Origin of the sequence: Methylophilus flavus, from assembly GCF_042678905.1 — a bacterium.
Classification (GTDB): Bacteria; Pseudomonadota; Gammaproteobacteria; order Burkholderiales; family Methylophilaceae; genus Methylophilus; species Methylophilus flavus.
Genome location: NZ_JBHTLN010000001.1, coordinates 1,471,934 through 1,494,194 on the forward strand (window position 1 = coordinate 1,471,934; position 22,261 = coordinate 1,494,194).

The 22,261-nt window shown below is 47.1% G+C and carries 37 protein-coding genes and 4 tRNA genes; 2 read left to right on the forward strand and 39 right to left on the reverse strand.

Going from position 1 to position 22,261, the window contains the following annotated elements:
• Positions 1–64: 64 nt before the first annotated feature.
• Positions 65–298 carry a glutaredoxin family protein gene (locus ACFQ2T_RS07185; protein ID WP_379032459.1) on the forward strand — a complete coding sequence of 78 codons (234 nt, stop codon included), beginning with the start codon at positions 65–67 and terminating at the stop codon, positions 296–298.
• A 114-nt stretch (positions 299–412) separates the two neighbouring features.
• On the opposite strand, the gene rplQ is transcribed toward ACFQ2T_RS07185, so the two are convergent.
• From rplQ to ACFQ2T_RS07380, 39 genes are all read right to left on the reverse strand, one after another.
• Positions 413–802, reverse strand: coding sequence for a 50S ribosomal protein L17 (rplQ, locus tag ACFQ2T_RS07190; RefSeq protein WP_379032462.1), 390 nt, complete (start codon positions 800–802; stop codon positions 413–415).
• Positions 803–834: 32 nt separating this feature from the next.
• On the reverse strand, positions 835–1,821 hold the full coding sequence (locus ACFQ2T_RS07195; protein ID WP_055827085.1) for a DNA-directed RNA polymerase subunit alpha: 987 nt from the start codon (positions 1,819–1,821) through the stop codon (positions 835–837).
• A gap of 56 nt (positions 1,822–1,877) precedes the next feature.
• Positions 1,878–2,507, reverse strand: a complete 630-nt coding sequence (rpsD, locus tag ACFQ2T_RS07200) for a 30S ribosomal protein S4 (RefSeq protein ID WP_379032465.1) — start codon at positions 2,505–2,507, stop codon at positions 1,878–1,880.
• A 48-nt stretch (positions 2,508–2,555) separates the two neighbouring features.
• Entirely contained in the window at positions 2,556–2,945 is a 390-nt protein-coding gene (gene rpsK / locus ACFQ2T_RS07205) for a 30S ribosomal protein S11 (protein ID WP_018986256.1), read from the reverse strand.
• Between the two features lie 38 nt (positions 2,946–2,983).
• Complete coding sequence (rpsM, locus tag ACFQ2T_RS07210) at positions 2,984–3,346, reverse strand: 30S ribosomal protein S13 (RefSeq protein ID WP_379032470.1); 363 nt, start codon at positions 3,344–3,346, stop codon at positions 2,984–2,986.
• A 110-nt stretch (positions 3,347–3,456) separates the two neighbouring features.
• Positions 3,457–3,570: a 50S ribosomal protein L36 gene (gene rpmJ / locus ACFQ2T_RS07215; protein WP_325241676.1), complete on the reverse strand. Its 114-nt coding sequence runs from the start codon at positions 3,568–3,570 to the stop codon at positions 3,457–3,459.
• A gap of 111 nt (positions 3,571–3,681) precedes the next feature.
• Complete coding sequence (gene secY / locus ACFQ2T_RS07220) at positions 3,682–4,995, reverse strand: preprotein translocase subunit SecY (protein ID WP_379032474.1); 1,314 nt, start codon at positions 4,993–4,995, stop codon at positions 3,682–3,684.
• Between the two features lie 24 nt (positions 4,996–5,019).
• Positions 5,020–5,457 (reverse strand): 50S ribosomal protein L15, encoded by a 438-nt coding sequence (rplO, locus tag ACFQ2T_RS07225; protein ID WP_379032477.1) that lies wholly within the window; start codon positions 5,455–5,457, stop codon positions 5,020–5,022.
• Positions 5,457–5,654 (reverse strand): 50S ribosomal protein L30, encoded by a 198-nt coding sequence (rpmD, locus tag ACFQ2T_RS07230; RefSeq protein WP_325241244.1) that lies wholly within the window; start codon positions 5,652–5,654, stop codon positions 5,457–5,459. Before rpmD ends, rplO begins: the two co-directional genes overlap by 1 nt.
• 2 nt (positions 5,655–5,656) lie before the next feature.
• Positions 5,657–6,163, reverse strand: a complete 507-nt coding sequence (gene rpsE / locus ACFQ2T_RS07235) for a 30S ribosomal protein S5 (RefSeq protein ID WP_325241246.1) — start codon at positions 6,161–6,163, stop codon at positions 5,657–5,659.
• A 15-nt stretch (positions 6,164–6,178) separates the two neighbouring features.
• Positions 6,179–6,532 carry a 50S ribosomal protein L18 gene (gene rplR / locus ACFQ2T_RS07240; protein WP_055827104.1) on the reverse strand — a complete coding sequence of 118 codons (354 nt, stop codon included), beginning with the start codon at positions 6,530–6,532 and terminating at the stop codon, positions 6,179–6,181.
• Positions 6,533–6,592: 60 nt separating this feature from the next.
• Positions 6,593–7,126, reverse strand: a complete 534-nt coding sequence (gene rplF, locus ACFQ2T_RS07245) for a 50S ribosomal protein L6 (RefSeq protein ID WP_379032482.1) — start codon at positions 7,124–7,126, stop codon at positions 6,593–6,595.
• A gap of 12 nt (positions 7,127–7,138) precedes the next feature.
• Positions 7,139–7,534 carry a 30S ribosomal protein S8 gene (rpsH, locus tag ACFQ2T_RS07250; protein ID WP_379032485.1) on the reverse strand — a complete coding sequence of 132 codons (396 nt, stop codon included), beginning with the start codon at positions 7,532–7,534 and terminating at the stop codon, positions 7,139–7,141.
• Between the two features lie 14 nt (positions 7,535–7,548).
• Positions 7,549–7,854: a 30S ribosomal protein S14 gene (rpsN, locus tag ACFQ2T_RS07255; RefSeq protein ID WP_379032487.1), complete on the reverse strand. Its 306-nt coding sequence runs from the start codon at positions 7,852–7,854 to the stop codon at positions 7,549–7,551.
• Between the two features lie 3 nt (positions 7,855–7,857).
• A complete protein-coding gene (gene rplE, locus ACFQ2T_RS07260; RefSeq protein WP_379032490.1) occupies positions 7,858–8,397 on the reverse strand; it encodes a 50S ribosomal protein L5 in 540 nt (179 codons plus the stop codon).
• An 8-nt stretch (positions 8,398–8,405) separates the two neighbouring features.
• Complete coding sequence (gene rplX, locus ACFQ2T_RS07265; protein WP_379032492.1) at positions 8,406–8,723, reverse strand: 50S ribosomal protein L24; 318 nt, start codon at positions 8,721–8,723, stop codon at positions 8,406–8,408.
• A gap of 17 nt (positions 8,724–8,740) precedes the next feature.
• Complete coding sequence (gene rplN / locus ACFQ2T_RS07270; protein ID WP_019881229.1) at positions 8,741–9,109, reverse strand: 50S ribosomal protein L14; 369 nt, start codon at positions 9,107–9,109, stop codon at positions 8,741–8,743.
• Positions 9,110–9,312: 203 nt separating this feature from the next.
• The gene (gene rpsQ, locus ACFQ2T_RS07275; RefSeq protein WP_379032495.1) at positions 9,313–9,570 is read right to left on the reverse strand and encodes a 30S ribosomal protein S17; all 258 of its coding nucleotides are present in this window, start codon (positions 9,568–9,570) and stop codon (positions 9,313–9,315) included.
• Positions 9,567–9,761, reverse strand: coding sequence for a 50S ribosomal protein L29 (gene rpmC / locus ACFQ2T_RS07280; protein WP_055827124.1), 195 nt, complete (start codon positions 9,759–9,761; stop codon positions 9,567–9,569). The genes rpsQ and rpmC overlap by 4 nt, the downstream gene beginning before the upstream one ends.
• 11 nt (positions 9,762–9,772) lie before the next feature.
• Positions 9,773–10,189 carry a 50S ribosomal protein L16 gene (gene rplP, locus ACFQ2T_RS07285; protein WP_055827127.1) on the reverse strand — a complete coding sequence of 139 codons (417 nt, stop codon included), beginning with the start codon at positions 10,187–10,189 and terminating at the stop codon, positions 9,773–9,775.
• Positions 10,173–10,886: a 30S ribosomal protein S3 gene (rpsC, locus tag ACFQ2T_RS07290; RefSeq protein ID WP_029147999.1), complete on the reverse strand. Its 714-nt coding sequence runs from the start codon at positions 10,884–10,886 to the stop codon at positions 10,173–10,175. The genes rplP and rpsC overlap by 17 nt, the downstream gene beginning before the upstream one ends.
• A 1-nt stretch (position 10,887) precedes the next feature.
• The gene (rplV, locus tag ACFQ2T_RS07295; protein WP_379032499.1) at positions 10,888–11,226 is read right to left on the reverse strand and encodes a 50S ribosomal protein L22; all 339 of its coding nucleotides are present in this window, start codon (positions 11,224–11,226) and stop codon (positions 10,888–10,890) included.
• A 9-nt stretch (positions 11,227–11,235) separates the two neighbouring features.
• Positions 11,236–11,511 (reverse strand): 30S ribosomal protein S19, encoded by a 276-nt coding sequence (gene rpsS / locus ACFQ2T_RS07300; RefSeq protein ID WP_379032502.1) that lies wholly within the window; start codon positions 11,509–11,511, stop codon positions 11,236–11,238.
• A 5-nt stretch (positions 11,512–11,516) separates the two neighbouring features.
• Positions 11,517–12,350 (reverse strand): 50S ribosomal protein L2, encoded by an 834-nt coding sequence (rplB, locus tag ACFQ2T_RS07305; RefSeq protein WP_325241270.1) that lies wholly within the window; start codon positions 12,348–12,350, stop codon positions 11,517–11,519.
• An 11-nt stretch (positions 12,351–12,361) separates the two neighbouring features.
• Complete coding sequence (rplW, locus tag ACFQ2T_RS07310) at positions 12,362–12,676, reverse strand: 50S ribosomal protein L23 (protein WP_379032505.1); 315 nt, start codon at positions 12,674–12,676, stop codon at positions 12,362–12,364.
• On the reverse strand, positions 12,673–13,299 hold the full coding sequence (rplD, locus tag ACFQ2T_RS07315; protein WP_379032507.1) for a 50S ribosomal protein L4: 627 nt from the start codon (positions 13,297–13,299) through the stop codon (positions 12,673–12,675). Before rplD ends, rplW begins: the two co-directional genes overlap by 4 nt.
• Positions 13,299–13,949, reverse strand: a complete 651-nt coding sequence (gene rplC, locus ACFQ2T_RS07320; protein ID WP_379032510.1) for a 50S ribosomal protein L3 — start codon at positions 13,947–13,949, stop codon at positions 13,299–13,301. Before rplC ends, rplD begins: the two co-directional genes overlap by 1 nt.
• 136 nt (positions 13,950–14,085) lie before the next feature.
• Positions 14,086–14,394 (reverse strand): 30S ribosomal protein S10, encoded by a 309-nt coding sequence (rpsJ, locus tag ACFQ2T_RS07325; RefSeq protein ID WP_018986280.1) that lies wholly within the window; start codon positions 14,392–14,394, stop codon positions 14,086–14,088.
• Between the two features lie 58 nt (positions 14,395–14,452).
• Entirely contained in the window at positions 14,453–15,643 is a 1,191-nt protein-coding gene (gene tuf / locus ACFQ2T_RS07330) for an elongation factor Tu (protein ID WP_379032513.1), read from the reverse strand.
• Positions 15,644–15,806: 163 nt separating this feature from the next.
• Positions 15,807–15,881: transfer RNA gene (locus tag ACFQ2T_RS07335), tRNA-Thr, on the reverse strand.
• A 21-nt stretch (positions 15,882–15,902) separates the two neighbouring features.
• Positions 15,903–15,978 (reverse strand) — tRNA-Gly (locus tag ACFQ2T_RS07340).
• Positions 15,979–16,045: 67 nt separating this feature from the next.
• Positions 16,046–16,130: transfer RNA gene (locus ACFQ2T_RS07345), tRNA-Tyr, on the reverse strand.
• A 63-nt stretch (positions 16,131–16,193) separates the two neighbouring features.
• Positions 16,194–16,269 (reverse strand) — tRNA-Thr (locus tag ACFQ2T_RS07350).
• Positions 16,270–16,409: 140 nt separating this feature from the next.
• Positions 16,410–16,823 carry a ClpXP protease specificity-enhancing factor gene (locus ACFQ2T_RS07355; RefSeq protein ID WP_379032515.1) on the reverse strand — a complete coding sequence of 138 codons (414 nt, stop codon included), beginning with the start codon at positions 16,821–16,823 and terminating at the stop codon, positions 16,410–16,412.
• A gap of 65 nt (positions 16,824–16,888) precedes the next feature.
• The gene (locus ACFQ2T_RS07360) at positions 16,889–17,488 is read right to left on the reverse strand and encodes a glutathione S-transferase N-terminal domain-containing protein (RefSeq protein WP_055830862.1); all 600 of its coding nucleotides are present in this window, start codon (positions 17,486–17,488) and stop codon (positions 16,889–16,891) included.
• Positions 17,489–17,552: 64 nt separating this feature from the next.
• Positions 17,553–18,263, reverse strand: a complete 711-nt coding sequence (locus tag ACFQ2T_RS07365; protein ID WP_379032517.1) for a cytochrome c1 — start codon at positions 18,261–18,263, stop codon at positions 17,553–17,555.
• The gene (locus tag ACFQ2T_RS07370; RefSeq protein ID WP_379032520.1) at positions 18,260–19,549 is read right to left on the reverse strand and encodes a cytochrome b; all 1,290 of its coding nucleotides are present in this window, start codon (positions 19,547–19,549) and stop codon (positions 18,260–18,262) included. Before ACFQ2T_RS07370 ends, ACFQ2T_RS07365 begins: the two co-directional genes overlap by 4 nt.
• A 5-nt stretch (positions 19,550–19,554) precedes the next feature.
• A complete protein-coding gene (petA, locus tag ACFQ2T_RS07375) occupies positions 19,555–20,175 on the reverse strand; it encodes a ubiquinol-cytochrome c reductase iron-sulfur subunit (RefSeq protein ID WP_379032523.1) in 621 nt (206 codons plus the stop codon).
• A gap of 116 nt (positions 20,176–20,291) precedes the next feature.
• Entirely contained in the window at positions 20,292–21,038 is a 747-nt protein-coding gene (locus ACFQ2T_RS07380) for a Nif3-like dinuclear metal center hexameric protein (protein WP_379032525.1), read from the reverse strand.
• Positions 21,039–21,090: 52 nt separating this feature from the next.
• On the opposite strand from ACFQ2T_RS07380, the gene ACFQ2T_RS07385 reads away from it, so the two are divergent.
• Entirely contained in the window at positions 21,091–22,251 is a 1,161-nt protein-coding gene (locus ACFQ2T_RS07385) for a Do family serine endopeptidase (RefSeq protein ID WP_379032528.1), read from the forward strand.
• Positions 22,252–22,261 lie beyond the last annotated feature (10 nt).

Sequence of the window (22,261 nt, forward strand, 5' to 3'; positions counted from 1 at the left end):
TGAGCAGGGTTTATTTTTTACAGGTAATATTGTACAAAGCGTTGATGACACTACCTAGCGATTTATGCAGAAGTATTTGATTTTATACGGCACTCTGGGCTGCCATTTATGTGACGATGCAGAGCGTGTATTGCAGACTTTAGGGCTAACTTATAAGACAATCGACATCATTGATGACAATCGCTTGCTGGAGAAGTTTGCCACCAGCATTCCGGTATTGGAAAATACTGAAGAAAGTTACTTATTTTGGCCATTCAATGAAACGCAGGTGACAACCTGGTTAAGTGAACAAAAATAAAAAATCCTGCAGATTCAAAAGCTAACAGTAATTTTTTGGAAAGTGAAAACTCAGTACTGATAAAAACAAAAAAGCCAGCAATGCTGGCTTTTTATTTGAATCACGCGGCAGAAATTATTCTGCAGTTGCCGGTGCTTCAGCGATTTCTGGACGATCAACCAACTCAACAAATGCCATTGGTGCGTTGTCGCCATTACGGAAACCACATTTAAGGATACGCAGGTAGCCACCATTACGCTCGGTGTAACGTGGGCCCAGTTCAGCGAACAACTTACCAACGATATCACGGTCACGCAAACGGCTGAAAGCCAGGCGACGATTTGCCAATGTCGGTGTTTTACCTAAAGTGATCAAAGGCTCTGCATATTTACGTAGTTCTTTTGCTTTTGGCAAAGTAGTCTTAATGACTTCGTGACGCAGCAAAGAGGTCACCATGTTGCGGAACATAGCAGCGCGGTGGCTACTTGTTCTGTTCAATTTACGATTGCTATTACCGTGACGCATAGTAATTCCTTAAGTATTTATCTTATTAGAAATTAAGCTTTTTCCAAGCCAACAGGTGGCCAGTTTTCCAGCTTCATTCCAAGTGTCAAGCCTTTGGAGGCCAACACGTCTTTAATTTCATTCAGTGATTTTCTGCCCAGGTTCGGAGCTTTCAACAGCTCGTTTTCTGTACGTTGAATCAAATCACCAATGTAAAAAATGTTTTCTGCTTTTAAGCAGTTGGCAGAACGTACTGTCAATTCCAGATCATCCACTGGACGCAACAAGATAGGATCAACCTGTGGTGCAGCTTTCACTTCTACATCAGCAGAAGCACCTTCCAAGTTTGCAAATACTGACAACTGACCGATCAAGATACGCGCTGCATCACGAATCGCTTGTTCAGGCTCGATAATGCCGTTGGTTTCAACGTCCATGATCAGCTTGTCCAAGTCGGTACGTTGCTCAACACGGGCACTCTCAACATGATAGCTTACCTTGTTGATCGGGCTGAAAGAGGCATCTACCATCATGAAGCCCAATACACGGTCTTCATCGTTAGCTTTCTGGCGAGCTGGTACAGGTTGATAACCACGACCCATTTCAATCTTCACTTCCAGATTCAACTTACCACCTTTGGTGATATGTGCAATCACGTGATTCGGGTTCACAATTTCAGCATCATGACCAACTTCAAAGTCACCAGCAGTCACAATACCTTCGCCAGACTTGCTTAATACCAAGATGGTTTCAGTTTTGTTGTGCAGTTTTAATGCAACACCTTTAAGGTTCAGCAGGATATCAACAACATCTTCCTGAACGCCTTCAATCGTGGAGTACTCATGTACTACGCCATCTATTTTTACTTCAGTAATGGCAAAGCCTGGGATAGAAGATAAAAGCACTCTTCTTAAAGCGTTACCCAATGTATAGCCGAAGCCTCGCTCCATTGGTTCTAAAGTCACACGTGCACGCAGAGGATTAATCACCTCAACATCAACAACACGTGGCTTCAAATATTCTGTAGGGCTATTTTGCATATATTTCCTTGGAGTAATTGGGTATAAACAAATAAACCTTAGCCTGGACTAAGTGATTACTTAGAATACAACTCAACGATCAATGACTCATTGATGGTAACTGGCAACGCATCACGCTGAGGCTTAGCCTTGTACATACCACTCAATGCCTTGATGTTGACGTCCAACCACTCAGGAAAGCCGCGCTGCCCAGCTGCTTCAACTGCAGCTGTAATACGCAATTGCGATTTAGCCTTTTGTGAAACACTGATCACATCACCTGCTTTAACCTGGTAAGAAGGGATGTTCACACGTTTGCCATTCACCAGAATGCTGTTATGGCGTACAACCTGACGAGCTTCGGAACGCGAACCTGCCAGCCCCATACGATAAGCTACATTGTCTAAACGTGATTCCAGCAATTGCAATAAGCTCTCGCCGGTAATTCCTTTTTGACCATCTGCTTTAGCGTAGTAAGCACGGAATTGACCTTCCAAAACTCCGTAAATACGACGCACTTTTTGTTTTTCACGCAACTGCACACCGTAGTCCGACATACGGGCCACTCGGCGTTGGCCATGCTGACCTGGGGCGAAGTTACGCTTTTCGATTGCGCATTTGTCTGTAAAGCATTTTTCAGCTTTCAGAAATAACTTCTCACCTTCACGACGGCACTGGCGGCATTTAGGGTCTAGATTTCTAGCCAAAATATTCTCCGTTAATCGATTCGCTAATAATGAATATCAGCGAAATAATTAAATCCTGCGTTTTTTAGGTGGACGGCAACCGTTGTGCGGTACTGGTGTTACATCAGTAATGCTAGTGATTTTGAAACCAGCAGCATTCAATGCACGTACTGCAGACTCACGACCTGGACCTGGGCCCTTGATACGCACTTCCAGATTCTTAACGCCAGACTCTTGTGCTGCTTTACCAGCTACTTCAGAAGCAACCTGTGCTGCAAAAGGAGTACTCTTACGTGAACCTTTAAAACCCTGACCACCAGAAGTAGCCCATGACAACGCATTGCCCTGACGATCTGTAATCGTAATAATGGTGTTGTTAAAGGAAGCGTGCACGTGAGCGATACCCTCGGCAATATTCTTTTTAACTTTTTTTCTAACGCGTACATTAGCTTTTGCCATGTTGTACTGTCCTTAATATCTACTAATGTTCAAAGAGATTATTTAGCTTGCTTGATGGCCTTGACAGGACCTTTACGCGTACGCGCATTGGTCTTGGTACGCTGTCCGCGCACTGGCAAACCGCGACGATGACGGATACCACGGTAGCAACCCAGATCCATCAAACGCTTGATGTTCATGGTTACTTCGCGGCGCAAGTCACCTTCTACAGTGAACTTCGCAACTTCGTCACGCAACTTTTCCACTTCTGCATCGCTCAGGTCTTTAACTTTAGATGTCGTTTGTACACCTGCTGCTGCACAGATTTTTTGCGCAGTGTTACGGCCAATACCGTAAATCGATGTTAAAGCGATTTCTGCATGTTTGTGGTTTGGGATATTCACCCCGGCAATACGAGCCATACTTAAACTCCAATAATCAATCGTTCATCACGATTAAACTTGTGCGTAGAAAAGAAAAGCCGCATATTATATCAGCCAATCCTGACCCTCACAAGAAATTGTTATACCAATTAACCTTGACGTTGTTTATGACGTGGGTCTGTACAAATAACACGAACAACACCGCGACGTCTTACCACTTTACAGTTACGGCACAATGCTTTAACTGATGCGCGAACTCTCATCTTATTTCCTTTAATTAATTCACTTACTTTGTGCGGAATATTTATTCACGCACGGGTTAAATCATTTAGCGTTATCTTTGCAGCAACTCCGCCAACTGGCAGATTGCAAATCTAGCGACCAGATCCTTTAAAATTTGCTTTTTTCAGCAAACCTTCATATTGCTGTGACATCAGGTGCGATTGCACTTGTGTCATAAAGTCCATGGTAACAACAACAATAATCAGCAATGACGTACCACCAAAATAAAACGGTGTATTGAACTTCAGCACCAGAAATTCCGGCAACAAGCAAACCAGTGTGATATATAGCGCACCGATCAATGTCAGACGCCCCATAATCCTGTCGATATACTTTGCCGTTTGATCACCAGGACGAATACCTGGTACAAAAGCGCCACTCTTTTTCAGGTTATCTGCCGTTTCTTTGGGGTTAAACACCAAAGCGGTATAGAAGAACGCAAAGAACAGAATCGCGGCTGCAAACAACAAAATATACAATGGCTGACCTGGTGACAGTTTGGCACTGACATCCTTCAACCAATACATATGTTCACTACTTCCAAACCAGCCTGCCAGGGTGGCTGGGAACAAAATAATACTTGAAGCGAAAATCGGCGGAATCACACCAGACATATTCAACTTCAATGGCAGGTGGGTCGATTGGCCACCGTAAATACGGTTACCGACCTGACGCTTGGCGTAGTTCACAGTGATCTTTCGTTGACCACGTTCTACAAACACTACCAAAGCCGTCACCAAAATCACTGCAACAAACAGGAAGATCACTAATGGAATAGAGAACGCGCCTGTCTTTGCCAAATCTAAAGTACTGCCAATGGCATGTGGCAAACCAGCCACAATACCGGCAAAAATGATAATCGAAATACCGTTACCAATACCGCGCTCAGTGATCTGCTCACCAAGCCACATCAAAAACATGGTGCCCGCCACTAGGGTGGTCACTGCAGTGATGCGGAACGCCAAGCCTGGATCAAGTACCAGGCCAGCCTGCCCTTCCAGCGCAATGGCAATGCCAAGTGCCTGGAAAGTTGCCAGCAACACAGTGCCGTAGCGTGTGTATTTGGTAATTTGACGACGGCCTGCTTCACCTTCTTTTTTCAGCTGTTCTAACTGTGGTGATACCACGGTCAGCAACTGCATGATGATGGAAGCGGAGATGTAAGGCATGATCCCTAGGGCAAACACGGTGAACCGTGATAATGCTCCACCAGAGAACATGTTAAACATGCCCAGAATGCCATCCTTTTGTGTGTCGAATAACTGCTTCAACACAGTAGGGTCAATGCCTGGCACCGGAATATGAGCACCGAGTCGATAAACGATCAACGCCCCCAACAAGAACCACAAACGGGCTTTTAATTCGCCAAGTTTGCCTACGGAACTTAAAATATTATCCTGTGCCAAGCTGATACTCTCTTATGACAACAATTAAACTTCGAGTACTTTGCCGCCAGCGGATTCGATGGCTGCTTTAGCACCTTTGGTCAACAACAAGCCTTGAACCTGTACTTTAGCAGTGACGTCGCCAGACAAATACACTTTGACTGATTTCACAGAAGCCGGGACAAGTTTGGCTGCTTTCAATGCCAAAATATCAATCACTTCAACATCAACCAAGGCTAATTCGCTAGTACGGATACGTGCGGTATCAGCATGTGTCAATGAATTGAAACCACGTTTAGGCAAACGACGTTGCAAAGGCATTTGACCGCCTTCGAAACCTACCTTGTGGAAACCACCGGCACGTGACTTTTGACCTTTGTGACCACGACCACCAGTTTTACCCAAACCGGAGCCAATGCCACGACCTAAACGACGACGTTCCTTTTTAGCGCCTTCTGCAGGCTTAATCGTGTTCAATTGCATTATGCTTCAACCTTTAAAAGATAGCTTACAGCATTGATCATGCCGCGGATTTCTGGCGTATCTTGCACTTCAACTGTGTGGTGCATACGACGCAGACCCAAGCCACGTACTGTCGCTTTATGCGCTTCAATACGACCAATCAAACTTCTTACTAACGTTACTTTCAAGTTAGCGTTTTCTTTTTTTGCTTTAGCCATGATTAACCTCTGATTTCTTCTAAGGTCTTACCACGTTTAGCAGCAATTTCAGCTGGTGTGTTCATGGAAGCCAGACCGTTCAAGGTTGCACGCACCAGATTGTAAGGGTTGGAAGAACCAAGACTCTTAGCAATCACGTTTGTGATACCCATCACTTCAAAAATAGCGCGCATCGTGCCACCAGCAATAATACCGGTACCTTCAGCGGCAGGCAGGATCAGCACTTTAGCAGCACCGTGTACACCGGTAACTCTATGATGCAAAGTACCATTCTTCAAATTCACTTTTACCATGCTGCGGCGGGCTTCATCCATGGCTTTTTGTACAGCCACTGGCACTTCACGTGCTTTACCTTTACCCATACCCACAGTGCCGTCACCATCACCAACCACGGTCAATGCAGCGAAGCTCATGATACGACCACCCTTAACCGTTTTACTTACACGGTTAACAGTAATCATTTTTTCACGCAAACCGTCTGTTTGCTGCTGTTCAAAATCTTTAGCCATTATTCATCTCACCCATTAGAATTTGAGACCATGTTCACGGGCAGCGTCAGCCAAAGCTTTGATACGACCGTGATACTTGTAGCCTGAACGATCAAAAGCAACGTCAGTGATGCCTGCTTTTACAGCTTTTTCAGCGATACGTTTGCCAATCAAGGTTGCAGCTTCGATGTTGCCACCATTTTTCAGTTGTTGACGCACTTCCGCCTCAACGGTAGATGCACTCGCCAATACGCGATCACCTGTTTCCGTGATGATCTGTGCATAAATATTAGTATTGGTGCGATGTACACTCAAACGTGTCACTTTTAACTCGGCGATTTTGGCACGGGTTTTACGTGCTCTGCGCAATCGGTTATTAACGTTTTTCATTGAATTTACCTTTAATATTGATTCACTGTTCAGGCTATTTCTAACCTAGAAGTGCTTTACTTATTTTTTCTTGGTCTCTTTGATAGCAACCACTTCATCCGCATAACGCACGCCTTTGCCTTTATATGGCTCAGGAGCACGGTAACCACGAATCTGCGCAGCAACCTGGCCAAGCACTTGCTTGTTGGCACCAGTCAACACAACTTCTGTTGGTGTTGGTGTCTGCACAGTCACGCCTTCAGGCATTTTGTGGTTGATCGGATGGGAGTAACCCAACTCCAGGTTCAATGTTGAACCCTGAGCATTAGCCTTGTAACCCACACCAATCAGTGTCAATTTACGGGTAAAGCCAGCAGAAACACCTAACACCATATTTGCCAGCAAGGCACGTATAGTTCCAGACATTGCTCGCGCATGCTGTGTTTCATTGTTGGCTTTTACCAACAGCTGTTCGCCATCACGCGTCACAGAGATATCTGCAGACAGCGCTTGGTTTAATTTACCCAGAGGACCGCTCACTGCGATCTCGGCTGGAGAGATTACGACTTCTACCTTGGCAGGAATCGCAACCGGATTTTTAGCAACACGTGACATATCAAACTCCTCTTAGGCCACGATGCACAAAACTTCACCACCGATACCGGCAGCTTGTGCTTTACGATCAGTCATTACACCTTTAGAGGTAGAAACGATGGTTACACCTAAACCGTTCATCACTCGAGGAATGTTTTGACTACCTTTGTATATACGCAGACCTGGCTTAGATACACGCTCAATCTTCTCAATTACTGGACGACCGGCATAGTACTTCAGGCTGATGTTCAAAACAGGCTTACCTTCATTGTCCTGAACGTTGAAATCTTCTATGTAACCTTCATCTTTCAGTACGTTTGCAATGGCGCCTTTAACTTTAGAGGCAGGCATTGAAACTGATGGCTTATTCGTACGTTGGGCGTTACGAATACGGGTCAACATATCGGCAATCGGATCACTCATACTCATGTTCTATTCCTCCGTTACCAGCTGGCCTTGGTGACGCCTGGTACATGACCAGCCATCATCAACTTACGCAACTCATTACGTGCGATACCAAATTTACTGAACACACCACGTGGACGACCAGTCAATGCACAACGATTACGTGTACGCACCGGGCTGGAATTACGTGGCAAACTTTGCAATTTTGAACGTGCAGCAAAACGATCTTCAACGCTTGCAGACTGGTTATTAATGATCTCAACCAGTTCAGCACGTTTGGCTGCATATTTTTTTACGGTTTCGCGACGCTTTTGCTCGCGCTCTGTCATACATACTTTTGCCATGACTTAACCTCTAAAGGGGAAACTAAATGCAGCCAACAGTGCTTTTGCTTCTTCATCTGTTTGAGCTGTCGTGGTAATGGTGATATTCATTCCGCGCAGGGCATCGATCTTGTCGTATTCGATTTCCGGGAAAATGATTTGTTCTTTAACACCCATGTTGTAGTTACCACGGCCATCAAAGGACTTGCCTGAAATACCACGGAAGTCACGAATACGTGGAATAGCCACAGTAATCAGACGATCCAGGAATTCATACATACGCTCGCGGCGCAATGTGACTTTACAACCAACAGGATAATCATCACGGATCTTAAACGCAGCCACAGACTTTTTAGCCTTGGTCACGATAGGTTTTTGACCAGCAATTTTTTCCATATCGGAAACTGCGTTTTCCATGACTTTTTTGTCAGCCACTGCTTCGCCCACACCCATGTTCAGGGTGATTTTTTCGATACGAGGCACCTGCATTGAGGAGGTGTAACCAAACTGTTCAGTCAATTTGGAAACCACTGTATCTTTATAGTATTGTTTTAAACGTGCCATATGTATTCCTATGCGTCGATTGACTCGCCGCTAGATTTGTAAACACGAATCTTGCGACCATCTTCGAGTACCTTAAAACCAACACGATCAGCTTTTTTAGTGGCAGCGTTGTAAAGCGCCACATTAGAAATGTCCAAAGGCATTTCTTTGCTGATGATGCCACCAGTAACACCACGCATAGGGTTAGGACGAGTGTGCTTTTTAACCACATTCAGACCCTCCACAACTACATGGCCGGTTGGCAAGACGTTTAAAACAGTACCTGTTTTACCTGCGTCTTTACCTGTATTCAAAATGACCTGGTCACCTTTGCGAATTTTGCTCATTTATCGTCTCCTGCCTATTACAGCACTTCAGGCGCTAATGAAACGATCTTCATGAAGCGCTCACTGCGCAACTCACGTGTCACCGGGCCAAAAATACGTGTACCAATCGGCTCGAGCTTGTTGTTCAACAAGACTGCGGCATTGGCATCGAATTTAACTAAAGAACCATCTGGGCGACGCACACCTTTGGCAGTACGCACAACCACAGCATTGTAGATTTCGCCTTTTTTGACGCGACCACGAGGGGCAGCATCTTTAATGCTGACCTTGATGATATCGCCAATGCTGGCATAACGACGCTTGGAACCACCCAAGACCTTGATACACTGCACGGAACGCGCACCAGTGTTATCGGCTACTTCAAGCCGAGATTGCATTTGAATCATGAGAAATAATCTCCAACTTAATCCGTTATAACCACTACCAGCCGCTGCCTTGAACTTTCATTCAAAAACATTTTTCGGCCAATAGACCACGGTCAGTATTGGGGTGCCAGCTACATGCCATCTAAGGCGGGCACCGAAAAGTCCAACATTATACAACTAAAAAAACGCTTGTGACAAGCGCTTTTCCAGTTATATTTGAAGCCTTACTTAGCTTCGATTTTGCTTACTACCCAAGACTTGGTCTTGGAGTATGGGCGTGATTCAGTAATTGTGACTAAATCACCTTCATTACATGCATTCGCTTCATCATGTGCATGAAATTTATTTGATTTAGAAACCACTTTACCAATCAGAGGATGCTTAACTTTACGCTCAACAAGCACAGTCACGGTTTTATCCATTTTGTTGCTTACTACGCGACCAGTCAAAGTGCGTACTACTTTCGCTTTTTCAGTCATCATGCTTGTTTCGCCTTCTCAGCCAGCACGGTTTTAACGCGAGCTACATCTTTACGCACTTTACCCAGCTGATCTGCTTTGTTCAATTGTTGAGTCGCCAATTGCATGCGCAGTGAAAACTGTGCGCGGCGCAATTCAACCAACTCGGTGTTCAGCTCTTCAGCTGACTTTGCTCTAAATTCTGAAGCTTTCATTTCACTACTCCTTAACTGCCGATTTGACGGGTCATGAATGTAGTTTCAATTGGCAACTTAGCAGCAGCCAGTTTGAAAGCTTCGCGAGCCAACTCTTCGCTCACGCCATCCATCTCGTACAACATTTTGCCTGGCTGAATTTGAGCGATGTAGTAGTCAACGCTACCTTTACCATTACCCATACGCACTTCAGCAGGTTTTTTAGAAATTGGCTGATCAGGGAATACACGGATCCAGACGCGGCCACCACGTTTAATGTGACGAGTCATCACACGACGCGCAGCTTCGATCTGGCGTGCAGTCAGACGACCACGACCAATCGCTTTCAAACCAAATTCACCAAAGCTTACCTTGTTACCAGTAGTCGCAATACCTTTATTGCGACCCTTTTGCATCTTGCGGTATTTCTGTCTAGCTGGTTGCAGCATCTTTAGCCCTCGGCTTTCTTACTTTTTTCTCTGGCTCAGCATCAGCAACTGCAGCGTTAGCAGCGTTGTCACCGAAAATCTCACCTTTGAATACCCAAACTTTAATTCCGATAATACCGTAGGTGGTAGAAGCTTCTGCCACACCGTAGTCGATATCAGCACGCAGTGTATGTAGAGGCACACGGCCTTCGCGATACCACTCGGTACGTGCAATCTCGATACCGTTCAAACGACCGGAACTCATGATCTTGATGCCTTGTGCGCCCAAACGCATGGCGTTTTGCATGGCACGCTTCATGGCACGACGGAACATCACGCGTTTTTCCAATTGCTGGGCAATGGATTGTGCGATCAATGTTGCATCTAATTCTGGCTTACGCACTTCTTCAATGTTCAGGTGAACAGGCACGCCCATCAACCCTTGCAGAGTAGAACGCAAAGACTCGATGTCTTCACCTTTTTTACCGATCACAACACCTGGACGGGCACTGTGAATGGTGATTTTTGCGTTTTTAGCCGGGCGCTCGATGATGATCTTGCTTACAGCAGCGCTAGCCAGTTTTTTGTTCAGGAACTCGCGCACTTTGATGTCGCCTTGCAACATCGCAGGGAAGTTCTGGCTATTTGAGTACCAACGTGACGCCCAGTTTTTCTGAACGCTCAAACGGAACCCAATTGGATGAATTTTCTGTCCCATATTATTCCTTTGAGTCACCGACCGTCACATGAATGTGACATGTTGGTTTCGTAATACGACCAGCGCGACCTTTTGCACGTGCACGGATACGTTTCATGACAACACCTTTATCAACGTAGATTGAAGTCACCTTCAATGCATCGATATCAGCCCCATTGTTATGCTCGGCATTGGCAATCGCAGACAACACTACTTTTTTGATGATCTCGGCACCACGCTTAGGCGTGAATTCCAGGATATTCAAAGCGTGATCTACTTTTTTGCCACGAACCAAGTCGGCCACCAAACGCGCTTTTTGCGGAGAAAGGTGTACGCCTTTTAAAACTGCAGTAACTTGCATATCAGCCCCTTACTTCTTCGCTTTTCTATCAGCCGCGTGCCCTTTGAACGTGCGCGTTAACGCAAATTCGCCAAGTTTGTGACCAACCATGTTTTCAGAAATCAACACAGGCACATGTTGTCTACCATTGTGCACTGCGATGGTTAAACCAATAAAGTCTGGCAATACAGTCGAACGACGAGACCAAGTTTTGATTGGTTTTCTATCGCGGTTCGCTGACGCAGTTTCGACTTTTTTAGCCAAGTGAGCGTCCACAAATGGACCTTTTTTAATAGAACGTGCCATGGCGATTACCTTACATTTCTCGGACGACGACTTACGCGCATGTTATCAGTACGCTTATTCTTACGTGTACGATAACCCTTAGTTTTCTGACCCCATGGTGAAACCGGGTTCATACCTGCAGCAGTACGGCCTTCACCACCACCGTGCGGGTGATCAACCGGGTTCATCACCACACCGCGAACGGTCGGGCGAACACCACGCCAGCGCATCGCACCGGCTTTACCGATAGAACGCAATGAATGCTCTTCGTTACCCACTTCACCCAAAGTTGCCTTGCAGTCTACGTGCACACGGCGAACTTCACCGGAGCGCAAACGCAACTGAGCGTAAGCACCCTCACGCGCCAGCAATTGAACTGAAGTACCGGCTGAACGTGCAATTTGCGCGCCTTTGCCTGGCTGGATTTCGATACAATGAATCGTGCTACCGACCGGGATATTGCGCAAAGGCAATGCATTACCAGCACGGATAGGCGCTTCAGATCCGCTCACCAGTTGTGCACCGGCAGCAATGCCACGTGGCGCAATGATGTAACGACGCTCACCATCCGCATAGCACAGCAACGCGATGTTGGCTGTACGGTTAGGATCGTACTCGATACGTTCTACAGTTGCAGGAATACCATCCTTGTTACGACGGAAGTCGATCACACGGTAATGCTGCTTATGGCCACCACCCTGGTGGCGGGTTGTAATGCGGCCGTTGTTATTACGACCAGCATTTTTACTTTGACTTTCCAACAGCGGCGCGTAAGGCTTGCCTTTGTGCAAATCAGGTGTGACAACCTTCAATACACCACGACGACCGGGGGAAGTTGGTTTGACTTTAACTAATGCCATGTCTTCTCTCCTTATTCGCCAGCTGCAAAGTTAATTTCTTGACCTGGCTTCAGGCTAACGTAAGCCTTTTTCCAGTCACTACGCTTACCAGCACGACGGCCAGCACGCTTCACTTTACCTGCAACGTTAATCACAGACACAGAAGCCACTTCGACCTTGAATACCAACTCAACTGCAGCCTTGATTTCCGGCTTGGTTGCATCAGTACGTACTTTAAAAGCAATTTGCTGATGCTTGTCAGCAATGAACGTTGCCTTCTCGGTAATTTGTGGTGCCAAAATCACTTGCAATAAACGATCTTGAATTTTGGTTGCTGCGGTAATCATGCCAAGATCTCCTCAAGTTTTTTCACCGCACCAGCAGTGACCAAAACGTTAGGGAAACGCACTAGGCTGACCGGGTCAGCAAATTGCGCTTCAATCACCAAAACGTTTGGAAGGTTACGGGAAGACAAGTACAAATTCTCATCAAAACCATCGATCAGTACCAACACACCACCGTCAACACCCAGTGCATTGATTTTTTGTACCAATTGTTTTGTTTTTGGTGTGTCGATAGTAAATGTATCAACAACCTTCAAACGATCCTGACGAACCAACTCAGACAAGATAGTCTGCATGCCAGCACGGTAAGCCTTACGGTTTACTTTGTGGCTGTAGTTTTCGTTAGGGCTGTTAGGGAATGCACGACCACCTCCGCGCCAGATCGGGCTGGAAGTCATACCAGCACGAGCGTTACCAGTACCCTTTTGCGCATATGGCTTGTGGGTAGTGTGGGCAACGGTAGCACGTGTTTTCTGTGCACGGGTTGCTGTACGGGCATTCGCCATGTAAGCAACGACTACTTCATGCACCAGTGATTCGTTAAATTCACGACCGAAAGTTACATCAGACGCATCCACGCCTTTTTTAGCAACTTTGCCGTTCAGATCAATCAGCTTTAATTCCATTATGCAGCCCCTTTCGCTTTGATGGCTGGACGTACAACAACATTGCCACCTTTGGAGCCAGGTACGGAACCTTTAATCAATAACAGATTACGCTCTACGTCTACACGAACGATTTCCAGGTTTTGGGTTGTGACTTTAACATCACCCAAATGACCAGGCATGCGCTTACCAGGGAATACTCGACCCGGATCCTGCGCCATACCGATAGAACCAGGTACGTTATGTGAACGAGAGTTACCGTGAGAAGCACGGTTAGAGGAGAAGTTGTGACGCTTGATCGCACCGGCAAAACCTTTACCAATGGATGTACCTGTCACGTCTACCAACTGACCTACGGAGAAAATATCAACAGTGATATTTCCACCGACCTGAAAGTTAGCCAGAACATCTTCAACCACATTGAATTCTTTGATACCAGCACCAGCAGTTACGCCAGCTTTGGCAAAGTGTCCAGTCAACGCTTTGTTGATACGGCTAGCACGACGCTCACCGTATGCAACCTGCAGGCCTGTATAGCCATCAGTTGCAACTGTCTTTACTTGTGTCACGCGGTTAGGAATCACTTCCAGCACTGTTACAGGAACGCTTGCGCCTTCTTCTGTAAAAATGCGGGTCATGCCCACCTTGCGACCAATAAGCCCTAAGCTCATGATCAGTTCCTTATAATAGTTTAAAGTGGACGATTACAATTGACCGTCCACCGAAGAGCGCGGATTATACCGAACTATTCTGGATTTGACAATAGCCTTCGAGTTGAAGGCCATGTCGAGAATTGCAGCTTTTGAATTAAAGCTTGATTTCTACATCCACACCAGCTGGCAGATCCAGCTTCATCAGCGCATCTACAGTTTTGTCTGTAGGATCCACGATGTCCATCAAACGCTGATGGGTACGGATTTCGAACTGGTCACGTGAAGTTTTGTTCACGTGTGGGGAACGCAGAATATCAAAGCGCTCAATACGTGTCGGCAATGGCACCGGACCTTTTACAACTGCACCAGTACGTTTCGCAGTATCCACAATTTCCAAAGCTGACTGGTCGATCAAACGATAATCAAACGCTTTCAGACGGATACGAATTTTTTGAGCTGCCATGTTTTTTCCTTAAAAAGAGCAAAAGCGGCAGGAAATTCCTGCCGCCCATAAAAATTAATTACTCGATGATTTTAGCAACGACGCCAGCACCAACGGTACGACCACCTTCACGGATAGCGAAGCGCAAGCCGTCTTCCATCGCGATAGGCGCAATCAGCGCTACTGAGATAGAAACGTTATCACCTGGCATCACCATTTCAGTACCTGCTGGCAATTCAACCGCACCAGTCACGTCAGTCGTACGGAAGTAGAACTGTGGACGGTAGCCGTTGAAGAATGGCGTATGACGACCACCTTCATCTTTACCCAACACATAGATCTCTGCTGAGAATTTAGTGTGTGGCTTGATAGAACCTGATTTTGACAATACTTGACCACGTTCGATATCTTCACGTTTTGTACCACGCAGCAATACACCTACGTTGTCGCCTGCCTGACCTTGGTCCAGCAGTTTACGGAACATTTCAACACCGGTACAAGTTGTCTTAACCGTTGGTTTGATACCAACGATTTCGATTTCATCACCGACTTTAACGATACCACGCTCGATACGACCTGTCACAACTGTACCACGGCCTGAGATAGAGAATACGTCTTCTACTGGCATCAGGAAGGTACCGTCGATAGCGCGCTCTGGCATTGGGATGTAGCTGTCTAATGCTTCAGCCAATTTGAAGATCGCTGGTTCGCCAATGTCTGATTGGTCGCCTTCTAAAGCCAGTTTAGCGGAACCGTGGATGATTGGGGTGTCATCACCCGGGAAGTCGTATTTGCTCAGCAATTCACGCACTTCCATTTCAACCAGTTCCAGCAACTCAGCATCATCAACCATGTCTGCCTTGTTCAGGAACACGATGATGTATGGAACGCCAACCTGGCGTGCCAGCAGGATGTGCTCACGTGTTTGCGGCATAGGGCCGTCAGCAGCTGAACATACCAGGATTGCGCCGTCCATCTGGGCAGCACCGGTAATCATGTTTTTAACGTAGTCAGCGTGACCTGGACAGTCAACGTGGGCGTAGTGACGGTTAGCTGTCTCGTACTCAACGTGTGCTGTGTTAATGGTGATACCACGTGCTTTTTCTTCTGGCGCCGCGTCAATCTGATCGTAAGCCTTCGCTTCACCACCAAATTTCTTAGTCAATACAGTGGTGATCGCCGCTGTCAATGTTGTCTTACCGTGGTCAACGTGACCAATCGTACCAACGTTCACGTGTGGCTTGGTACGTTCAAATTTGCCTTTTGCCATGATGTTTTCCTTTATTGATACTGAAAATGCCAATAAATAATTTATGTTTTCACAAATTACGCGACGCGGATGACATCACCCTGAAACGCCACTACTTAACAAGCTCTATGCTACCAAACCCTACGTCATCAATTTTATACTACTAATTTAACGCGAGCTAAACTGGTGCCCATGGCGGGAATCGGACCCGCGACCTCTCCCTTACCAAGGGAGTGCTCTACCACTGAGCCACATGGGCGCTTCATGCCTTTATTGCTGTTGGAGCGGGCGACGAGGTTCGAACTCGCGACATCTTGCTTGGAAGGCAAGTGCTCTACCAACTGAGCTACACCCGCACTATGCAGAACACCCAAGGAAGGCTCTCACCATCCCGCTTTTCAAAACGCCTACAGACAGTAAATTTGGTGGAGGGGGCTGGATTCGAACCAGCGTACTCTGAGAGAACGGATTTACAGTCCGTCGCCTTTAACCACTCGGCCACCCCTCCAAAATCGACCGCGATTATCGCGGCAAATTCAATCAGCGTCAATGCTAACTGTATTTAATTTTATGGTGCCGGGTATCGGAATCGAACTGATGACCTTCGCATTACAAGTGCGCTGCTCTACCAACTGAGCTAACCCGGCATTTCGGAAAGGCGCAACTATAGCACTTTTTTATGAGTTTTATCTAGTGCTTTGAGAATTTTTTTTATTCTCGGCGATAAAGAATAGTGCATGCGCAATATGCCACTTTTGTGACCATGCTTTTTTTGCAGAGGCGCTGATTACTTGACAACCTTGAGGTGGGATTTTTTGGGCGCGGCTGATTCAGGCACTTCCGCTGCTGACGACTCGACTCTTTTTAAAGGCTCCGGTGCATGACCATCGGTCACCTCAAAAAACATGCCCTGGCTGTTTTCTCTGGCAAATACACCGGCAATGCGCCCGATAGGTACATAAATATGCTGCGCCACGCCACTGAAGCGCGCCGAGAACACTACCGCATCATTATCAATGTGCAGATCCTTTACCGCGGTGTAATTAATATTGAGCACGATCTCGCCATTTTTCACAAACGCCATAGGCACACGCGTTTGCGCATCTACTTTCACCAGCAGATGCGGTGTCAAAGCATTATCGACACACCATTCATGTATCGCACGTATCAAATAAGCAGTGGTCGGGATCAATGTGCTCATGCTGACTTTCCTTAAAAAAACAGCGCGGGAAAATTTCACCGCGCTGTATATCTGCGAACCAAGAATTACTTGCGCATGGCCTTTTCAGAAGGCGTCATCGCTTCAGCATACATGGGACGCGAGAACAAACGCTCCGCATATTTCAGCAAAGGCGCTGCCTGATTTGGCAGTTCAATACCATAGTGACCCAGGCGCCATAACAATGGCGTAATCGCCACGTCCAGCATGGAGTATTCATCGCCCATCAAGTAATTCTGCTTGCTGAAGATAGGCACCAGCTGCGTCAGATTATCACGAATGACTTTACGTGCGCGCTCCACCCTTTCATCTTCACCAGACTCGATATCTTTGATATGGTTAAACAGATCTTTTTCAAAGTTATACAGGTACAGGCGCGCACGAGCGCGCATGACCGGGTCAGCCGGCATCAGTTGCGGATGCGGGAAGCGCTCGTCAATGTACTCATTAATAATATTGGCTTCTGACAATACCAGGTCACGCTCAACCAGTACCGGCACTTCGCCGTAAGGATTCAGAATGGCGAGGTCTTCAGTTTTGTTGGTGAGGTCGACATCAATGACTTCAAAGTCCATGCCCTTTTCAAACAGCACGATACGGCAACGGTGGCTGTAAGGATCGACAGTGCCCGAATACAATCTCATCATAATCATTTTTCCCTATAAAAAAAGACACCAAGGCCAGAGCCCTGGTGTCGGACTTGGTTGCTGGTTACCGAATGTCTTTCCAGTATTCGGCTTTGATTTTCTTCACCAAGACTAACAGCACAGACAAGAACAGCAGTACGAAAACGCCAATCCAGATACGGGACTGTTTCGCAGGCTCTGCCATAAATGCCATAAAGTTGGTTAAATCACCTGCAAACTGGTCATATTCTTCAGGACTCAATTTACCGGCTTTTTCCAGTTTCAGTGTATGCGTTTCGTGATCCAGCACCTGCACACCTTGCAGCTCGTACAACACGTGCGGCATGGCGACTTTATCAAACACCTGGTTATTCCAGCCGGTAGGGCGGCTGTCATCCTTGTAGAAACTGCGCAGGTAGGCATAGACCCAGTCTGCACCACGCGCCCGCACTTCCACGCTCAGGTCAGGCGGTGCCGCACCAAACCATTTTTTGGCATCTTTGGGATTCATGCTGACACGCATGGTCTCGCCGACTTTCTCACCGGCAAACAGCAAGTTATCCTTGATTTGCTTGTCGGTCAGGCCAATATCCTGCAAACGGTTGTAACGCATGTAGTTGGCGCTATGGCAGTTGAGGCAGTAGTTTACAAAAATCTTGGCCCCGCGTTGCAAAGAGGCTTTATCACTCATGTTAATCGGCGCCGTTACATCAATATGCACCTCATTCGCCAAAGCAACGCCTGAAACCAGCAGCGCTACACTTGCAAATGCCTGAATAAACAATTTCTTCATCATTTGTATGTCACCCTTTCCGGCACTGGTTTGGTTTTGTCTTTTTTGGTGTACCAAGGCATTAATGCAAAATATGCAAAGTAAATCACCATACAAATACGGGCAACCACGGTCGCACGGTCTGCGCGTCCCAGCCATGGCCCGAATTGACCCCAGACATCGCCCGGAACCGTACCCAGATAACCCAGGATGACAAAGCTGATGACGAAGGCACTCAACCAGCGCTTGTACAAGGCGCCACGGTAGCGAATAGACTTCACAGGACTTCTGTCAAGCCAGGGCAGGAAAGCGAATGCAACAACTGACAAGCCCATCGCCACCACCCCAGGGAATTGTGAAATACCGATAGGCGGCACTGCACGCAAGATAGAGTAATAAGGAGTGAAGTACCAGACCGGTGCAATATGTGCCGGTGTTTTCAGCGGGTCAGCAGGAATAAAGTTGTTGGCTTCGAGGAAGTAACCACCCATTTCAGGCATAAAGAACACGATGGCAAAGAACACCATCAGGAAGGCGACCACGCCAACCAAGTCTTTCACTGAATAGTAAGGATGGAAAGGAATGCCATCCAGCGGAATACCGGTTTCCTTATCTTTATGCTTCTTGATTTCCACACCATCAGGGTTATTAGAACCAACCTCGTGCAAAGCCACGATATGCACAGCCACCAGGCCCAACAGCACCAATGGCAAGGCAATCACGTGGAAAGCAAAGAAGCGGTTCAATGTCGCATCAGACACCAGGTAGTCGCCCCGCAACCACTCGGACAGATCAGGACCGATAAAAGGCACGGTAGAGAACAGGTTCACAATCACCTGCGCGCCCCAGTAGGACATTTGACCCCATGGCAACAGGTAGCCGAAGAACGCCTCGCCCATCAACACCAGGAAAATACCTACACCAAACAGCCAGATCAGTTCGCGTGGCGTCCTGTATGAACCATAAATAATGCCACGGAACATATGCAGGTAAACCACCACAAAAAACATGGAGGCACCCGTCGAGTGCATGTAACGAATAATGTTTCCGCCAAATACATCCCGCATGATGTATTCCACCGAAGCAAATGCCAGTTCAGCATCCGGCTTGTAGTTCATGGTCAGGAAAATACCGGTGACGATTTGCAGCACCAGCACTAATAAAGCTAATGAACCGAAGAAATACCAGAAGTTGAAGTTTTTCGGTGCGTAATACTCGGTAAGGTGTCCTTTGATGGTACTGGTCAGCGGGAAACGGGCATCTACCCAGTCCAGCACGCCAGCGGCAATCGTTTTATTATTATTTGCCATGATATTTAAGCCTCCGCCTTTTTGTCATCACCAACCAGGATGGTGGTTTCTGTCAGATATTGATGTGGCGGCACAATCAGGTTAGTCGGTGCTGGAGAGCCTTTGAATACCCGGCCAGTCAGGTCGAATTTTGAACCGTGGCATGGACAGACAAAACCACCAGGCCAGTCAGAGGTTTGCGCAAAGTTATCATTCGGCGAACAACCCAGATGCGTACATGTGCCCAACATCACCGCAAATTCAGGTTTAATCGCGCGCGCCTTGTTTTTGCAATATTCAGGTTGCTGCGGCACTTCCATATTTGGATCGGATAAATCCGCATCGTGCTTGTCCAGTATCGCCATCATTTCTGGTGAACGGCGCACAATCCACACTGGCTGACCACGCCATTCGGCTGTCATCTTTTCACCCGGCTTCAGTTTGCTGATATCGACTTCTACCGGTGCACCAGCAGCTTTGGCGCGCTCGCTAGGTAACATGCTTCCTACAAATGGCACCGCTACCGCAGCGACACCGACAGCACCGGTGGCAGCAGTGGCTTTCACCAAAAAATCACGCTTTTGCAAATCCACCTCAGATGGCGCGCAAAACGACAAACTAGGGTTGTCGATTTTGTTTTCTGACATTGGCTTCCTTAATCTACCCTTTGAAGGTAACAGTTAGATCAAAACTTGAGTCGCGATTATACATTTTCCGTGTACACAATCCAAATATAATTCAATAACTTATTGATATTTATCAATTAAATCGGGTTATCCACTTCTATGAAAATATGCTCAATTCCGTAATTTTCGGCCACCCATTGCCCCAGCGCCTGAATGCCGTAACGTTCAGTGGCATGATGCCCTGCAGCAATGTAGGCGGTACCGGTTTCCTGAACAGTATGCCAGGTGGGTTCAGACACTTCCCCACTAATAAACACATCCACTCCTGACGTCACTGCCTGCTGGATATAGGATTGCGCGGCACCAGTGCACCAGGCCACCGTACGTACCTGCTGTTTTGGATCACCAAGCAACTGCACCTGGCGGCCTAATTGCTTGGTGACATGCTCGCCCAACTGCTGCAATGAAACCGCCTGTGGCAAGGCTGTCATTGGCAACATGTTTTTCTCATCCAGATAGCGCACCAGCGGCCAGCCAAGCACCTTACCCAACTGCACGTTGTTGCCAACTTCAGCATGAGCATCCAGAGGTAAATGGTAAGCCAGCAGGCTGATATCGTGCGTCAGCAATTGTTTCAGGCGCTTTCGCTTCATGCCTGTGACCTCTGCCGGCTCACCGCGCCAGAAATAGCCGTGATGCACCATGATGGCATCCGCATCCGCTTCAATGGCAGCCTCGATCAATGCCTGGCTGGCAGTGACCCCGGTGACGATGCGCCGTACTTCTGGTCGCCCTTCTACTTGCAATCCGTTCGGGCAATAGTCCTGAAATCTGACAACTTGCAAAAAATTAGCCAATTCGCTAACAAGACGATTCAATTCCATCTCTGACTCTCATATACTAATCAATTATTAAAACAATTATTTAACTGCACCCATGCGCCAACTCTGGACCATATTCTCACAAGCTGTCACCGTCTGCCTCGGTATTCTGTTTGTGATGAAATTATTTTATCCCAACCTACTGGTGCAAACTAACAGTCAACAGGTGATCGTTAAGCCATCCATCGCTGACAACCAAGCCGCCGCCATCGCAAAAACGGGCTATCGTAGCGCCGTCAGCAAGGCAACGCCTTCAGTCGTCAATATTTTCACCACCGCCCATATCAGCCAGGACCCGCACCGTGCGCTAAAAAATGACCCGCTATTCCGTCATTTCTTTGGCGAAGAAATGGAAGAAGAAGATGACCAGCCTGAGAATAGCCTGGGTAGTGGCGTGATTGTCAGTGCCGATGGCCTGATTCTCACCAATAATCACGTCATCAGTTCTGCAGACCAGATTGAAGTGGCATTAAGTGATGGCAGTAAATCGTCCGCAACAGTAGTGGGTACCGACCCGGAAACAGATGTGGCGGTACTTAAAATCGACCGCAAGAATTTACCAGCAATCACCTTTAGTAACAGCGAGCAAATGAAGGTTGGCGATGTAGTGCTGGCGATTGGCAATCCGTTTGGTGTCGGTCAAACCGTGACGCAAGGCATTATCAGTGCGCTGGGGCGCAATCATTTGGGCATTAATACCTTTGAGAATTTCATCCAGACCGATGCGTCGATCAATCCTGGCAACTCCGGCGGCGCATTGATCGATACCAACGGAAACCTGATCGGCATCAATAGCGCTATCTACTCCCGTAATGGCGGCAGCATGGGCATAGGCTTTGCCATTCCGGTGAGCATTGCGCAGCAAGTGATGGAACAAATCACTTCCAGCGGCTCGGTTACGCGTGGGTGGATAGGTATAGAAGCGCAAGACATCACACCAGAACTGGCTGAGTCATTTAATTTGAAGAACATCAATGGCTCGTTGATTGCAGGGGTGTTACTGGATAGCCCGGCAGACCGTGCCGGATTACGCCCCGGCGATATTCTCACTGCAATTAACAAGAAACCGGTGACAGATAGTCAATCCATGCTGAATATTATTGCGCTGTTAAAACCACGCGAGAAAGCGACTTTGTCTATTTTGCGCACTGGCAAAAAAGTGGATATCGAGCTCGTGGTAGGTAAGCGCCCGTTACCAAATAAAATACCCAAATAAAGAATAGTTG

Excerpts from the sequence above, each read along its gene's own strand:
- rplF (WP_379032482.1), bottom strand. The coding sequence starts at position 7,126 with ATGTCACGTGTTGCTAAAAATCCGGTTGCGATTCCTGCCAAGGTAGAA.
- rplN (WP_019881229.1), bottom strand. The coding sequence starts at position 9,109 with ATGATTCAAATGCAATCTCGGCTTGAAGTAGCCGATAACACTGGTGCG.
- rplD (WP_379032507.1), bottom strand. The coding sequence starts at position 13,299 with ATGGAATTAAAGCTGATTGATCTGAACGGCAAAGTTGCTAAAAAAGGC.
- rpmJ (WP_325241676.1), bottom strand. The coding sequence starts at position 3,570 with ATGAGAGTTCGCGCATCAGTTAAAGCATTGTGCCGTAACTGTAAAGTG.
- rplB (WP_325241270.1), bottom strand. The coding sequence starts at position 12,350 with ATGGCATTAGTTAAAGTCAAACCAACTTCCCCCGGTCGTCGTGGTGTA.
- rpsC (WP_029147999.1), bottom strand. The coding sequence starts at position 10,886 with ATGGGACAGAAAATTCATCCAATTGGGTTCCGTTTGAGCGTTCAGAAA.
- rplP (WP_055827127.1), bottom strand. The coding sequence starts at position 10,189 with ATGCTGCAACCAGCTAGACAGAAATACCGCAAGATGCAAAAGGGTCGC.
- ACFQ2T_RS07365 (WP_379032517.1), bottom strand. The coding sequence starts at position 18,263 with ATGATGAAGAAATTGTTTATTCAGGCATTTGCAAGTGTAGCGCTGCTG.
- ACFQ2T_RS07360 (WP_055830862.1), bottom strand. The coding sequence starts at position 17,488 with ATGATGAGATTGTATTCGGGCACTGTCGATCCTTACAGCCACCGTTGC.
- ACFQ2T_RS07185 (WP_379032459.1), top strand. The coding sequence starts at position 65 with ATGCAGAAGTATTTGATTTTATACGGCACTCTGGGCTGCCATTTATGT.
- rplV (WP_379032499.1), bottom strand. The coding sequence starts at position 11,226 with ATGCAAGTTACTGCAGTTTTAAAAGGCGTACACCTTTCTCCGCAAAAA.
- petA (WP_379032523.1), bottom strand. The coding sequence starts at position 20,175 with ATGTCAGAAAACAAAATCGACAACCCTAGTTTGTCGTTTTGCGCGCCA.
- rpmD (WP_325241244.1), bottom strand. The coding sequence starts at position 5,654 with ATGGCTAAAGCAAAAAAAGAAAACGCTAACTTGAAAGTAACGTTAGTA.
- rplO (WP_379032477.1), bottom strand. The coding sequence starts at position 5,457 with ATGCAATTGAACACGATTAAGCCTGCAGAAGGCGCTAAAAAGGAACGT.
- rpsQ (WP_379032495.1), bottom strand. The coding sequence starts at position 9,570 with ATGATGACTGAAAAAGCGAAAGTAGTACGCACTTTGACTGGTCGCGTA.
- ACFQ2T_RS07195 (WP_055827085.1), bottom strand. The coding sequence starts at position 1,821 with ATGCAAAATAGCCCTACAGAATATTTGAAGCCACGTGTTGTTGATGTT.
- rplE (WP_379032490.1), bottom strand. The coding sequence starts at position 8,397 with ATGGCACGTTTAAAACAATACTATAAAGATACAGTGGTTTCCAAATTG.
- rplC (WP_379032510.1), bottom strand. The coding sequence starts at position 13,949 with ATGAGCTTAGGGCTTATTGGTCGCAAGGTGGGCATGACCCGCATTTTT.
- rpsK (WP_018986256.1), bottom strand. The coding sequence starts at position 2,945 with ATGGCAAAAGCTAATGTACGCGTTAGAAAAAAAGTTAAAAAGAATATT.
- rpsS (WP_379032502.1), bottom strand. The coding sequence starts at position 11,511 with ATGGCACGTTCTATTAAAAAAGGTCCATTTGTGGACGCTCACTTGGCT.
- rpmC (WP_055827124.1), bottom strand. The coding sequence starts at position 9,761 with ATGAAAGCTTCAGAATTTAGAGCAAAGTCAGCTGAAGAGCTGAACACC.
- ACFQ2T_RS07370 (WP_379032520.1), bottom strand. The coding sequence starts at position 19,549 with ATGGCAAATAATAATAAAACGATTGCCGCTGGCGTGCTGGACTGGGTA.
- rpsM (WP_379032470.1), bottom strand. The coding sequence starts at position 3,346 with ATGGCTCGTATTGCCGGGGTGAATATCCCAAACCACAAACATGCAGAA.
- rplQ (WP_379032462.1), bottom strand. The coding sequence starts at position 802 with ATGCGTCACGGTAATAGCAATCGTAAATTGAACAGAACAAGTAGCCAC.
- rplR (WP_055827104.1), bottom strand. The coding sequence starts at position 6,532 with ATGAAAAACGTTAATAACCGATTGCGCAGAGCACGTAAAACCCGTGCC.
- ACFQ2T_RS07380 (WP_379032525.1), bottom strand. The coding sequence starts at position 21,038 with ATGGAATTGAATCGTCTTGTTAGCGAATTGGCTAATTTTTTGCAAGTT.
- rpsH (WP_379032485.1), bottom strand. The coding sequence starts at position 7,534 with ATGAGTATGAGTGATCCGATTGCCGATATGTTGACCCGTATTCGTAAC.
- tuf (WP_379032513.1), bottom strand. The coding sequence starts at position 15,643 with ATGGCAAAAGGCAAATTTGAACGTACCAAGCCACACGTGAACGTTGGT.
- ACFQ2T_RS07355 (WP_379032515.1), bottom strand. The coding sequence starts at position 16,823 with ATGAGCACATTGATCCCGACCACTGCTTATTTGATACGTGCGATACAT.
- rplX (WP_379032492.1), bottom strand. The coding sequence starts at position 8,723 with ATGAGCAAAATTCGCAAAGGTGACCAGGTCATTTTGAATACAGGTAAA.
- rplW (WP_379032505.1), bottom strand. The coding sequence starts at position 12,676 with ATGATTACCGCAGCAACCAAAATTCAAGATCGTTTATTGCAAGTGATT.
- rpsE (WP_325241246.1), bottom strand. The coding sequence starts at position 6,163 with ATGGCTAAAGATTTTGAACAGCAGCAAACAGACGGTTTGCGTGAAAAA.
- ACFQ2T_RS07385 (WP_379032528.1), top strand. The coding sequence starts at position 21,091 with ATGCGCCAACTCTGGACCATATTCTCACAAGCTGTCACCGTCTGCCTC.
- rpsJ (WP_018986280.1), bottom strand. The coding sequence starts at position 14,394 with ATGGCAGCTCAAAAAATTCGTATCCGTCTGAAAGCGTTTGATTATCGT.
- rpsN (WP_379032487.1), bottom strand. The coding sequence starts at position 7,854 with ATGGCAAAAGTATGTATGACAGAGCGCGAGCAAAAGCGTCGCGAAACC.